The sequence below is a fragment of the Photobacterium sp. WH77 genome (assembly GCF_022014395.1).
Lineage (GTDB): Bacteria > Pseudomonadota > Gammaproteobacteria > Enterobacterales > Vibrionaceae > Photobacterium > Photobacterium arenosum.
Window position 1 is genome coordinate 1 of sequence record NZ_JAKLTE010000027.1, and the last position, 12405, is coordinate 12405.

The following is a 12405-nucleotide window of genomic DNA, read 5'->3' on the forward strand; positions in this document are numbered from 1 at the left end:
GGGCGTAGCTTCTATACTGATAAGTTGGCTGCGTGCTGTCGTCATTGGGAGTCACAACAATTGAACTGGATGAATATACAGTATACGTCTGTGCTGGCCGGAAAAAGGAGCAAATCACGAAGTGGGGATCTGGGTCAGAATCTCATGAAATTGATGAAGTTGTTTTTTTCTTCACCTGTCTGTCCTTGTAGAACTGATGTCTGTCCTGGTAGATCTGTGATCGGTTCTCACCGCCATTTAATGTCGCTCAGACGGGTGTTGATTGCCCTTTGTTGCCTTTTCTCCTCCAGCCAGAGCTACCCGGAAGAGCTGAAATTACAGAGTCTTAGTATTCGCGCCCGTGTTTCAGAGCAGACATTACTTGGGGATGATGCGCCGGAGGATTTTGAGGTGTATGACGTGGCGGCGAATTTCAGCTTACCATGGCAGGATTATTCAACTTCAGGTTGGGGAATGGGCACGCGCTTGATGGTGAGTGCCGGAATGCTGCAGGCGACCGGGGGAAATGCTTTTGTTGTCTCTGCTATCCCCGAATTGACCCTGGGCAGTGAAAACGGCAGGTTTACGCTGGATTTAGGAGCCGGTGGGGCACTATTCAGTAAGTATCGCTTCGGAGTGCAAGATTATGGCGGGCCTTTCCAGTTTGCCCTGACTTTTGGCGTTGGTGTGCCGCTGTTTAACAATCTGGGGTTAGGCTATCGTTTTCTTCATTATTCCGATGCTGGTGTGAATGGATCTGATACAACAGGGGCTGATTTCCACATGATTGAATTGAGCTATCGGTTTTGATTGCTTGCGGGATTACAGGGACAGACATGTTATACGGTGCTAACAAGGACAGGCACGTTAAACAGGCTGAGTGATTCATTTGTTGTGTCTGTCCGCGTATTTGTATATGCAGGACTATATTCAGGGAGCGGTGAGAGCGCATGAAGACAATTGGATTGATAGGCGGAATGAGTTGGGAAAGTACGATCGGGTACTATCGGAAAATTAACCAAGGTGTAAAAAATACGTTGGGTGGTCTCCACTCAGCTAAAATCCTTCTTCATAGTGTTGATTTTGCTCCTATTGAAAAATTACAGCACAGTGGCAACTGGACAGGTGCGGCTGAGATACTGGTTGATGCGGCAAAAAGTGTAGAATCTGCGGGGGCCGACTTCGTGTTGATCTGCACGAATACCATGCATAAAGTTGCCCCAGAGGTAGAGCAGAGCATCAGGATTCCCCTGCTTCATATTGCTGATGCCACTGGTGAAGAGCTCGTAAAAGACGGGATCAGCAAGGTGGGTCTATTAGGCACCGCTTTTACAATGGAGCAATCTTTCTATAAAGATCGTTTGTCGGAAAAGTACGGTCTTGAGGTTGTCATACCCAGCGAAAAAGATCGAAAGCTGGTTCATGACATCATTTATAACGAACTTTGCCTGGGTAATATTAATGCGACATCTCGTCATGAGTATATTCGTATAGTCAATGAATTAGAGCTGGCTGGTGTTGATGCTGTTATTTTGGGGTGCACTGAAATAGGCATGTTAATCTCTCAGGAGCATGCTGGTATCCCTCTGTACGACACGACGGCCATCCATGCCGCCAAAGCCGTGGAGTGGGCTATGTCGTGAAGTGCTGCAAACCGCCAGCTTCAGACGGCTCAGAGGAAACCGAACAGCGCGAGAGAGACGAATGAAATCACCTGTAACAAGCCAAGCGGTACAAAGCAATATAGAGAATCTGTATCGCAACGAGGCCCGTAAAGTGTATGCGAGCTTAATTCGTTTGCTGGGTGACTTTAATCTCGCAGAAGAGGCTTTGCACGATGCGTTCAGCACGGCGTTAACTCAGTGGCCGAAAGAGGGGATTCCTGATAACCCCAGCGCCTGGCTGGTGTCTGTCGGACGCTTCAAAGCCATCGATCATCTGCGCCGGCAAAAACGGCAAGTCGAGATTGTCTCAGAGCTGTTCGATGCTCTCAATGACACATCCTTTATCCGTACTGACACTGAAAATCCATTTGAATTGGATGATCAGGTGATTGAAGACGATCAACTGAGGTTGATCTTTACCTGCTGTCATCCGGCCATTGACGCCAAAGTGCAGGTGGCGCTGACGCTGAGGGAAGTGTGTGGTTTGACTACTGAAGAAATTGCCAGCGCCTTTCTGACGTCGCCATCCACCATGGCCCAGCGCATTGTGCGGGGTAAGGCAAAAATCCGCGAAGCGAACATTCCCTTTCAACTGCCTTCAAAAACTGAGTTGCCGGATAGAATTGAATCTGTGTTGTCTGTCATCTATCTGGTCTATAACGAAGGCTACTCTGCGTCGGCGGGGGAGCGTGTCACACGTTCCGAGCTGACGGCGGAAGCCATTCGTTTGGCGCGTTTAGTGAGATCCTTGCTGCCCGATGCTGAAGTGTCTGGCCTGCTGGCGCTCATGCTGCTCAATGAATCCCGCCGAGGTGCCCGAACGGATCAGCAAGGCGATATTGTATTGCTGGAAGATCAGGATCGCAGGTTGTGGGATGCCGTTCTGATACAAGAGGGGATTGCCTTAGTACAGAGTGCTCTGGAAACCAGAAATATTGGCTATTACACATTACAGGCCGCGATTGCGGCGGTTCACGCCCAGGCGGCGGATATGGCCAGTACGGATTGGGCCCAGATAGTGTCACTTTATTCCCTGCTGCTTCAAGTAGCACCCTCGCCAGTCATTGAACTTAATCGGGCTGTCGCCGTGGCGATGCGTGATGGTCCGCAGGCAGGGATCGAGATCGTTGAAAATCTGCTTGAACAAAAAGTCCTCCAAACCTATCACCTCACCTATGCGACCTATGGCGAATTGCTCAGCCGTGCCGGTCGGGTGCAAGAAGCTATCTCTGCATTTGAGCACGCTCTGAGCCTGGTTCAGCAAGCCCCGGAACAGCGTATTCTCAGACGAAAACTGGCACTGCTGACAACACCTTAAATAGTTACCTGTCAAAAGATCAAAAAATTTTCATCGGTTGTCGATTTGCTAAAGCTTCACTCGACTATTGTGTAGAGAGCAAAAAGAAGCCGCTCTTAAATCAACCTGAATACACAGATAGGAGAAGCACAATGAAAGTCATGGTAATTGTGAAAGCCAGTGAAAGTTCGGAAGCCGGCAAGATGCCAACCCAGGAATTGTTACTGGCCATGGGCGAGTTCAACGAAACTCTGGTGAAAGCCGGTGTCATGGCATCGGGCGACGGTTTAAAACCCAGCAGTGAAGGCATTCGCGTACGTTTTAAGGGCAGTGAGCGTACCGTGACTAAAGGGCCATTTGCCGAAACCAATGAGTTAGTGGCCGGTTATTGGGTCTGGAACGTCAGCTCAATGGACGAAGCCGTTGAATGGGTTAAAAAATGTCCCAACCCGATGGAAGAAGCGTCCGACATTGAAATCCGCCCTTTTTATGAAATGGACGATTTTGCTGAGATCGACAGCGACGGATCGGCTCGTGCACAAGAAACTCAGTTAAGGCAAACACTTGCGATGCAACAAGCGCAATCACACTGCTATCTGTTTTTCTCTGGCTGCTGTGATGAGGCGCTGCAATATTACCAGAAACACCTAGGCGCCAGTGTGGTCATGCTATTTCGGTTCAATGAAAGTCCGGATCCTGTGCCCGAGGGTATGTTACCTCCCGGCTTTGAAAACAAGGTGATGCACTGCGAATTTACGGTCGGAAACATGACACTTTTTGCCTCAGACGGCTGTGGTGACGAGGGGCCGTTTACCGGGTTCAATCTGGCATTAACGATTGACTCCGAAGCGGAAGCGCGTCGTGTATTTGATGCACTGGCAGACGGTGGTTCGGTTCGTATGCCGCTGGATAAAACCTTCTGGTCACCTTTATATGGCCAGGTAACGGATAAGTTTGGCATGGGCTGGATGGTGATGTTACCAGGCGACGACAGCCAGCAGTAGCAGGCTTCTGAAATCAGACAGGAGTATCAGGGTGATGAAATATGTAGCTTTGGTCTACTACGACGAATCAGTAATGAAGACGCTGACGCAAGATGAGTGGGATGCGCTCAACCGTGAGTGTATCGATTGCGGTGAATCCCTGCGGTCGCGTGACTATATGATCGGAGGCGAGGCGCTGCTGTCTGTCCAGGCGGCAACCACGTTACGTGTTCGAAATGGCAAGGTGGACATTACGGACGGCCCGTTTGCTGAAACCAAAGAACAGCTGGCAGGTTTCTACCTGTTGGATGTCAGGGATCTGAACGAAGCGATTCAGATGGCCAGTAAGATCCCGCCTGCACGCTACGGCAGCGTAGAAATTCGTCCGGTACGCGAGTTGCAGGGCGAAAATAACGTGAGTTATCAAGACACAGAGGTGCGTAACGCACCATAGGCAGAGGAGAAAGATCATGAGTTACGTTGATGGCTTTGTTTGCGCTGTGCCAACAGACAAACGAGAAGAATACCGACAACATGCCGCAGAGGCCGCACAGGTCTTTAAAAAATACGGCGCCGAGCGTGTGGTCGAAACATGGGGCGATGATATACCAGATGGCGAAGTCACGTCTTTTCCTATGGCAGTTAAATGTAAAGACAGTGAGACAGTGGTGTTTTCATGGATCCAATGGCCTTCAAAAGCGGCACGAGACGAAGGCATGGCTCTGTTTATGAAAGATCCTATCTGTGATCAGAATCTGAACCCCATGCCGTTTGATGGCAAGCGCCTTATTTATGGCGGGTTCGAAACTATTGTAGATTGCTAGAGACTGTAGAAACGCGGTGCTGACATGCACCGCTCAGTCTGGTTAACCACAAGGAAAAACGCATGATTGTTGTTGCCCGTTTTTCGTTTCCCCACGAAGCGCATATTGCGAAAGCCAGCCTTGAGGCTGCCGGTATTCATAGCCATCTGGCTGACGAGCATACAGTGAATGTACAGTGGCTGTATTCCAATGCGATGGGTGGCGTGCGCCTGATGGTCGCGAAACAACAGGCTGAACAAGCTCGTGATATTTTGAGCTGCGACTTCTCACAAGCTGTTGAGTCTCAAGCTGTCGAGGACAGTCATATCTTCACCGGAGAAGCGGATGCCTGTCCGCGTTGTGGTAGTCATGATTTACTGCCGTACACAAAAGGAAAACGATCCGCTTTTGTCGTTTTCCTTTTACTGGGCTTTCCCTTGTTTTTTTACCGCCATGGCTATCAATGCGAAGCTTGTGGCGAGTTCACTGAAAAGCTTTGAGCCAGCGGCAGAGTGCCTTGTTATAAAGAGTGTTTATTCTCCTACTCATTAATACTACGCCGGTGACAAGCTGCACATTGCGAACAGCAATTAATCGCTGCATCTGGTGTCTGTCCTGATAGTTTCACTCAGCCTGAACCAAACGACACTCTAAAGGCTTTGTCGATGGAGCCTGGTTAATCTTCAGTCCCGATAAAGTGATACAAAGTCCTCTGGGTGAGGCGTTAGTTATTTCTAGCTGCCCACCATGCATTTCAGCGACTTGCTTAACGATGGCTAAACCAAGGCCAAAGCCTTGTTTAGAGCGATCAAGGCGCACCTTTCTTTCAAGCATAGACTCAAGATCCTGGTCGCAAACGCCGCTACCTTGGTCGGTAACAGACAGTGACAGGCTGTCATTGCCAGATGTCAGCTTTAATACAATTTCTCCTTCTCCCTGGTGTGATTTACCGTATTTAAGAGCGTTCTCTATAAGGTTAAGTAAAGCACTTTCTAATAGAGCCTCGTCTATTCGACAAACTGCTGACTCTATCTTTGTTTCAAAGGCAATTGCTTGACCTTGGCTGAATACCATTGGGGCATACTTCTCACAGAAATTTCGACAAAACTCGACGAGATCTAAGCATGACCAATATTTATTAGAAACAGTGCTATTCTGCGCTTTAACATAATGCAGCATCTGTTCGGTCAACCGGGTCATTAATGTGATATTACGGTCTACGTCATTCAATTTTTCGATTTGAAAATCGCGGCGATACATGGCGAGCTGCATTTTCATTTCTGCTAAAGGAGTGCGTAGCTGATGCGATAGGTCGGAATTAAAATTATGACTGATCTTAATGCTGCGCTGCAGTCGTGCCATTAAATTATTTAGTGATTGGACTAAAGCTTCGACCTCTGGTGGAACATCGGTTTCAATAGGATCGAGATTGGCCTCTGACCGCATCCTGATCTCTTTCTGTAACCTGCTCAGTGGATGAAGCCCTTTCTGAACAATAAAGGCCACGAGAATCAGTGTCCCGATACATATCAGTACAGCAGCAAAAGCTATCTGTTTCCGGAGCCCGGATATTGTGGTATGTCTGCCCTGATTGGATTCTGCCACAACGATGAGTGCGTCACCGAGAGGTGTTTTGGATGTATATTGAACCGCCCGAAGTTCTGTGCCAGCGTAAATGGTATGATAAAACACGGTAGGATAACCTTTCTTATCTGCCAGCGATAAGCCATCGAAACCTGCTAACAGATCTCCGTTTGGCGCTACGATTCGATAAGAAATTTTCTCACTATGTGTATCGCTTAAAGTATCTATGGAGAAATAATCCATATCGATTTTAAGCTTATCGTCTTTTACATAAAGTTTATCATCAAGATTTTTACTGACGGCGATCATCATGTTGTCGTACAGACGTTCCGTCTTATCTTTCAACACCCAGGTACTTATAAAAAAAATAAGCCCTGTAAATATGATAAGCGCGCTGGTTATAGCGAGATACAATCGTTGTGACAGAGAATGAAAGTTAATCACGGGATGGCTTCTCCAACATATAGCCGAGTCCTCTAACGGTACGGATATTCAGGTCGGGAGAGAATTTTTTTCTAAGTCGTGATATGTATGTCTCAATAGCCGTTTCGCTCAACTCCTCATCAAAAGAGGATATGCGTTGTACGATTTTCGGCTTACTTACCACTCGCTCGACATTCGATAACAGACATTCGAGCACGGATACTTCACGGCGATGTAGTACAACTTCATTGCCGTAAAAAGTCACAGCCTTATTGATCACATCAAATGTCAACGCGCCATGTTCGATAATGTTACTCACTCTTGATGAAGCGCGGCGCAGGAGTGCATGGACGCGTGCAACGACCTCCTCTGGTTCAAAGGGCTTACAAAGATAGTCATCCGCGCCTTCATTCAATCCTAGGATTCGCTCATCAAGAGCTGCACGAGCGGAGATTATCAGTACAGGAAGGTTGCTTTTTTTCTGACGTAAGCTGCGCAAAATTTGCAGCCCTTCACAGTCTGGAAGCCCTAAATCGAGCAAAAGCAGATCAAATTTTTGGGTTAGGATTACATGAGAAGCTTGTTCTCCCGAATGAAAAACATCAACCACAAAACCTTGTTCTACAAGTAAATTATGTAATCCTTCAGCGATAACGACGCTGTCTTCAACGATTAGTATCCGCATGAGCTACTTCAAATTTCTGATTTAAAAGCGCATATCTGCCACATGTGCAAGGTTGGTGACAGTATGTGAGGTTAGAGTTTCAGATGTAAACAAGAGGTTAACATCAATATAACTATTTCTAAGGAAGGGTAAAATGAATACTCTCAACAAGGTAATCCTAAAGCTTTCAGCTGTGACAGGGCTAACACTCTCTATTTTACTTCCGCAAATCGCACTTGCTGACAATTATCCAAAGAAACCCGTGAACTTTGTTGTGGGTTTTGGTGTTGGTGGGAGTGCCGATCGCATAGCACGTACCATGTCCAGCTTTCTCGCCGAAGAGTTAGGCCAACCGGTTAAAGTGATCAACAAGAAAGGTGCCGGCACTCAGCTTGCTGCAAACTATGTGTTGAATCGTCCAGATGATGGCTACACCGTTTTCGCGTCGACTTTTTCTCCCTATCTACCCAACACAATTCTGAAAGGTAACGCGAGCTACACAATTAATGACTTTTCATATATGAACTTTCAGTGGTTTGATTTCGAGCTTATTGCGGTAAACAAAGATACGCCGTATCAGGATCTATCCAGCTTACTTACAGCAATCAAAGAGAACCCCAAATCAGTGAAAGCTGCTGTAGTACAAGGCTCTGGAGGACACCTGATGGCCAAATTGTTACTGGAGAAAAACGGCATTCCTCAAGAAAACCTCAACCTTGTGACCTTCAATAGTGGTGGTCAAGCGCGCTCTGCTGTGGCTGGTGGCCAGGTAGACTTTATCGTTATTAGTGCTCAAGGCAGTGAAGGTATTCGCGAGTTCTTGCGCCCGGTTGCTGTTGTTCGTGATAAGCCAAGTGACCGTTGGGATGCGCCGACAGTAAATGAAGCTCTGAAACCGCTTGGAATTGAGGTGCCAGTATTGACCGGATCGATGCGTGGCTTTGCCGTCACAAATGAGTTCAAGAACAAATATCCAGAGCGCTACAAACAGTTAGCACAAGCATTCGAAAGCACGCTGGCACGAAAAGATGTTCAAACGTTATTGAAGTCAAACGACATCGGTGGAGTCTGGGTTGGTCCAGAACGTTCGACAAGTATGATGGTTGAGAACTACGAAACCTTTAAAACCTACAAGTATTTACTCGATTAATCTATTTAACATCATCTACTGGTTAGTGCCAAGCTAACCAGTCTTTTTCACTGGAGGCTATGTGAGATTGTTAAGTCAACGCTCTGCCGACTTCGTTGTAGTCATCGTATTGGCTCTGTTTGTATGCTGGTACTCATGGGATGCTTACCAAGCATCTTCAACGGCGGAAAATCTAATTCTAATTACGCCTATTACGTTAATTTCCTTGATACTTTGCATTCTGGAACTTACACGCCAACGGCTTGATAATAAAAAACAATGCAAGCCGGAACCCGGAAGTAATAGTCATGACGATTTGAAATCGGTACTGCCTATCATAGGTCTCTTTGCCGTTTATGTTCTGTCGCTGGAAACGATAGGGTTTGATATTGCAACGACGCTGTTTGTTGGCTGCTTTTTGTTGATTCAAAAAGAACGCCGCCTTGTATGGATTATTGGCTATAGCGTTGTTTTCGGGTTACTGATGTCAACATTTTTCGCTCAAATGTTGCCATATCCTATGCCAATGACCTTGCTACCCACTGACTACTAGGAGAACGAGATGCTTGATTTTTCTGCTATTTCAGCGGGTAGTGAATTATTATTTACGTCCGTTGGCCCGTGGCTGTATGTTTTTCCGGGTATTATTATTGGCCTCATATTTGGTGCCATTCCGGGGCTACAGATTTCGATGGCGATGGCCATCTTTTTACCTGCAACACTGTATATGAGTTTCCTGGAAGCCATGCTTTTCCTCACGGCTATATTCACGGGTGGCTCATTTGGCAGTGGTATCCCCGCTATCCTCATGAACATTCCCGGTACCTCATCAGCCATTGCGACAGCATTTGATGGTTATCCGATGGCTAGAAAAGGAGAGCATAACAAGGCACTGGGAGTCGCTTTAGGTGCATCATGTTTTGGAGTGCTATTTGGTTACCTTATTCTATTTATGTTGATAGAACCCATCTCCGGGATGGTACTCAAACTTGGACCTTCAGAAATGTTTTTCGTCATCTTGTGGGGAATGACGCTGATTGCCAGCTTAAAAGGTGATTTTATTCTGAAGGGCTTGTTGTCCGGTATGGTTGGCCTGCTTATAGGTACCATTGGCTTTAGTGAAGTCGGGGTAGCACGCGGCACATTAGGTAATGAATATCTGCTTGATGGCGTCCCTGTAATACCTGCCATGATGGGAATGTTCGCAGCATCTGAACTCTTTAAGTTAGTCAATACCCAATACCTGATAGCGGATGAATCGGCGCGCAAGGTGAGTATTCGTCAAATCTTAAGTGGTTTCAAGCACGCATTCAGGCATCCTAAAGTCATGCTACGTGGTAGCTTGATTGGCGTATTTGTCGGAGCAGTGCCGGGGGTTGGCTCTTCGGTCTCAAATCTACTCTCTTATGTAGAAACCAAACGTCATGATAAGGATCCGGAAAGCTACGGGCAAGGTAATCCAAAAGGTGTGGTCGCAGCGGAATCTGCGAATTCAACGTCTGAAGCTGGCTCGATGGCAACACTCTTGGCATTAGGTATTCCTGGGGGAGGAGCAACAGCAGTTATGCTTGCGGCTTTCGCGATGCACAATATTACTGGTGGTCCTCAGTTTATCCGTGAAGAAACCGATATTGTATACGCCATTATTATTGCTAATTTCGGCCAAGTGTTGCTATTGGTCGCTTTGGGACTGATGTTCATTCCTCTACTTGCCAACATAGTTAAAGTGCCAATGAATATTCTTATTCCATCGGTGCTCTCAATGGCTGTATTTGGTTCCTTTGGTTTGACGGGAAATATCTCCGGCCCAATCACTGTGTTGGTATTTTCCATCGTTGGCTGGGTATTTAGCCGATTGAATTACTCTGTTCCGGCTGCAGTGATTGGGATCTTGCTGGGTGGAATGGCTGAAAGTAATTTACTGCACACTTATCAGATTAGCGGTGGTGAGCTAAGTTATGTGTTTGAGAGGCCTATAACACTGCTGATCATCAGCTTACTGATGTTGTCATTGTTTGGCTCCAAACTTACTGGACTACTGACCCGCAGAGCGAGTCAGCCATCAAACGAGCAAATTTCATAGGCTTGATTTGTCTAATTAAGCAAGACACCTTCATTTCGGGAAGGTGTCTTGCTTGGACAAGTCCGCACAATGTGCTGACGGTGGCTTCATTGTGTCTGTCCTGATTTCCCTTCTGATATTCCTCCTTCCTATGCCTGTCTGTCCTGTTTTTTTTCTCTGTGAAAAAGCACATGGTTAATGGCGCTTGTTTGCAAATGAATTTACTGATAACTCTATCTTTAATGGGCTGATCGAACAGTGTTATTGTTCTTGGTATAAAGTAGCCATATCTTTCTGGTGAGCAGATTATTGTCACTTCCATTGATGGTTTCTTGGAGGGTTTGTTGTTGAGGTAAATCAGTTAAAGAGTTATATTTTATTTATTGCTTTTTTCGTGTCTACTCTTGATCACGCTTTCAAATGTTGAGTTCTGCTTGTTTCTTTAAATAGTATTAAGTGACTCGAGAGAAGTTCTTTTGATGATATAAAAAACATATTCTTGTGTTTAATCTCCCGCCAACTGACTTATCGATTAATTGTCAGGATTTCAGAGTCACACCTTAATTGACCATGCTCTTATCAGAGCGTGCGACACAAAGGCTTTATATGTTCAATATTTTAAAATCGTTCGGTCGTTCGGATTCGCCTGTTTCTCTGTTTATGAATAAACAGGTATTTGCCATTTTATTGTTTGCCAGCGCAAATGCTGCTGTGAATCCGTATAAGAATATTTTCGGTGTCGATGTTATTGGCCTGCAGGAGATTTACTACAGTTTAGTGATTCTACTGTCTGGAGTAGTCATTACCTTCTTTAGTATTTACTTTGGTATGCGATCAGATAAAGAAGGTAGTTTTGTAAAGTATATTATTATTTGCAGTATTTGTGGTGTGTTTGGAAATGTTGCGCTTTATGTCTGGCCGAACGAGTATACGTACTTTTTAGCTAATTGCTTACTATTGCCAGTATTTTGTGTGCTTAACTCATTGATTTTTGGGTATGCCGCGGCGAAGCGCAATGTGGATGGTGCTGATAATGCGCACAATGAGAATGCGGCATTGCGCTCAACCTACTCAATGGGGTATGTGTTAACTCTTGGTATGATTGGCATGTTAGCGCTTCAAAAAGAACAGCTTATATTTATCTGGTTGTTCTCTGGCATTATGTGCTGCCTGATCTTCACCTTGTACTTTAAAGAAAGCTTTGTCAATGAAAGCCATAAATCCATGTTGTCTTCCGAACCTATCTCTAAAGTATTCCATGCTTCGAATATAATTAAACTGATAAGCGTATCGCTTGTTACCAACATGCTGTTTACCTTAGATGCGACTGTGCCTTTTATTATTGTCAATCAGGTGAAGGGGGAGTATTCCGATATCGGGATATTTGAAGCTGGTATTGCTGTGTTTGAGGTTTTCTTTATTTTTTATTGGTCTAAGACAGCTCAGAAAAAGAAAACATCCAGTGTGATAATCATGGGTGCGGTAATATTTTCATTATCTACCATGCTGTTGTCTGTGACGCAGAATGTCGTTCATGTTTATCTGTTAATTCCTTTGATAGCGTTGGGTGCGGCATGTCTGATCAGTATCCCTATCGGATTTTTGCAATCGCTGGCTGAAGGAAGGCCGGGTGTTGGCAGTTCGTTGCTGTCGATCTCATTCTTTGTATCGTCTTCGGTCTCATCTGTTGTCTACTTCTTGGGTAATTATTTCTTTGATATCGGCATGACAATATTTATTTCATCGGCTGTTGGTTTGTTAGGGTTGACCATTTTATACCTGGCTGACAGACGGTAATTTTTTGCCCGAAAGGGAAT

At 45.7% G+C, this 12405-nt stretch carries 13 protein-coding genes; 11 read left to right on the plus strand and 2 right to left on the minus strand.

From position 1 onward, the window contains the following. The 7 genes from L6J37_RS19355 to L6J37_RS19385 all read left to right on the plus strand — a co-directional run. The coding region (locus tag L6J37_RS19355) for an acyloxyacyl hydrolase (RefSeq protein ID WP_237796263.1) at positions 1–789 on the plus strand (789 nt) is incomplete at its 5' end. A 140-nt stretch (positions 790–929) separates the two neighbouring features. Next, positions 930–1622, plus strand: a complete 693-nt coding sequence (locus L6J37_RS19360; RefSeq protein WP_192016793.1) for an aspartate/glutamate racemase family protein — start codon at positions 930–932, stop codon at positions 1620–1622. A gap of 61 nt (positions 1623–1683) precedes the next feature. Beyond that, entirely contained in the window at positions 1684–2961 is a 1278-nt protein-coding gene (locus L6J37_RS19365; RefSeq protein ID WP_237796264.1) for an RNA polymerase sigma factor, read from the plus strand. A 131-nt stretch (positions 2962–3092) separates the two neighbouring features. Further along, positions 3093–3944, plus strand: a complete 852-nt coding sequence (locus L6J37_RS19370) for a YciI family protein (RefSeq protein ID WP_192016791.1) — start codon at positions 3093–3095, stop codon at positions 3942–3944. A 34-nt stretch (positions 3945–3978) separates the two neighbouring features. Continuing rightward, positions 3979–4377, plus strand: coding sequence for a YciI family protein (locus L6J37_RS19375; RefSeq protein WP_237796285.1), 399 nt, complete (start codon positions 3979–3981; stop codon positions 4375–4377). Between the two features lie 16 nt (positions 4378–4393). Continuing rightward, on the plus strand, positions 4394–4747 hold the full coding sequence (locus L6J37_RS19380) for a DUF1428 domain-containing protein (protein ID WP_027253233.1): 354 nt from the start codon (positions 4394–4396) through the stop codon (positions 4745–4747). 62 nt (positions 4748–4809) lie between these two features. Then, positions 4810–5226 carry a putative signal transducing protein gene (locus L6J37_RS19385; RefSeq protein ID WP_218383250.1) on the plus strand — a complete coding sequence of 139 codons (417 nt, stop codon included), beginning with the start codon at positions 4810–4812 and terminating at the stop codon, positions 5224–5226. A gap of 124 nt (positions 5227–5350) precedes the next feature. Here the strand turns inward: L6J37_RS19385 and L6J37_RS19390 are convergent, their stop codons facing one another. Both L6J37_RS19390 and L6J37_RS19395 read right to left on the minus strand, forming a co-directional pair. Then, positions 5351–6754, minus strand: coding sequence for a sensor histidine kinase (locus L6J37_RS19390; RefSeq protein WP_237796266.1), 1404 nt, complete (start codon positions 6752–6754; stop codon positions 5351–5353). Continuing rightward, complete coding sequence (locus L6J37_RS19395) at positions 6747–7418, minus strand: response regulator transcription factor (protein WP_218383252.1); 672 nt, start codon at positions 7416–7418, stop codon at positions 6747–6749. Before L6J37_RS19395 ends, L6J37_RS19390 begins: the two co-directional genes overlap by 8 nt. A 133-nt stretch (positions 7419–7551) precedes the next feature. On the opposite strand from L6J37_RS19395, the gene L6J37_RS19400 reads away from it, so the two are divergent. The 4 genes from L6J37_RS19400 to L6J37_RS19415 all read left to right on the plus strand — a co-directional run bounded on the left by L6J37_RS19400 (position 7552) and on the right by L6J37_RS19415 (position 12385). After that, a complete protein-coding gene (locus tag L6J37_RS19400) occupies positions 7552–8547 on the plus strand; it encodes a Bug family tripartite tricarboxylate transporter substrate binding protein (RefSeq protein ID WP_237796267.1) in 996 nt (331 codons plus the stop codon). A gap of 61 nt (positions 8548–8608) precedes the next feature. Continuing rightward, complete coding sequence (locus L6J37_RS19405; protein ID WP_218383253.1) at positions 8609–9079, plus strand: tripartite tricarboxylate transporter TctB family protein; 471 nt, start codon at positions 8609–8611, stop codon at positions 9077–9079. A gap of 9 nt (positions 9080–9088) precedes the next feature. Continuing rightward, positions 9089–10609, plus strand: coding sequence for a tripartite tricarboxylate transporter permease (locus L6J37_RS19410; protein ID WP_192016784.1), 1521 nt, complete (start codon positions 9089–9091; stop codon positions 10607–10609). A gap of 585 nt (positions 10610–11194) precedes the next feature. After that, on the plus strand, positions 11195–12385 hold the full coding sequence (locus L6J37_RS19415) for a hypothetical protein (protein WP_192016783.1): 1191 nt from the start codon (positions 11195–11197) through the stop codon (positions 12383–12385). Positions 12386–12405 lie beyond the last annotated feature (20 nt).

Bases quoted from the DNA above. Each gene is read 5' to 3' on its own strand.
- L6J37_RS19360 (WP_192016793.1), top strand. From the start codon at position 930: ATGAAGACAATTGGATTGATAGGCGGAATGAGTTGGGAAAGTACGATC.
- L6J37_RS19365 (WP_237796264.1), top strand. From the start codon at position 1,684: ATGAAATCACCTGTAACAAGCCAAGCGGTACAAAGCAATATAGAGAAT.
- L6J37_RS19370 (WP_192016791.1), top strand. From the start codon at position 3,093: ATGAAAGTCATGGTAATTGTGAAAGCCAGTGAAAGTTCGGAAGCCGGC.
- L6J37_RS19375 (WP_237796285.1), top strand. From the start codon at position 3,979: ATGAAATATGTAGCTTTGGTCTACTACGACGAATCAGTAATGAAGACG.
- L6J37_RS19380 (WP_027253233.1), top strand. From the start codon at position 4,394: ATGAGTTACGTTGATGGCTTTGTTTGCGCTGTGCCAACAGACAAACGA.
- L6J37_RS19385 (WP_218383250.1), top strand. From the start codon at position 4,810: ATGATTGTTGTTGCCCGTTTTTCGTTTCCCCACGAAGCGCATATTGCG.
- L6J37_RS19395 (WP_218383252.1), bottom strand. From the start codon at position 7,418: ATGCGGATACTAATCGTTGAAGACAGCGTCGTTATCGCTGAAGGATTA.
- L6J37_RS19400 (WP_237796267.1), top strand. From the start codon at position 7,552: ATGAATACTCTCAACAAGGTAATCCTAAAGCTTTCAGCTGTGACAGGG.
- L6J37_RS19410 (WP_192016784.1), top strand. From the start codon at position 9,089: ATGCTTGATTTTTCTGCTATTTCAGCGGGTAGTGAATTATTATTTACG.
- L6J37_RS19415 (WP_192016783.1), top strand. From the start codon at position 11,195: ATGTTCAATATTTTAAAATCGTTCGGTCGTTCGGATTCGCCTGTTTCT.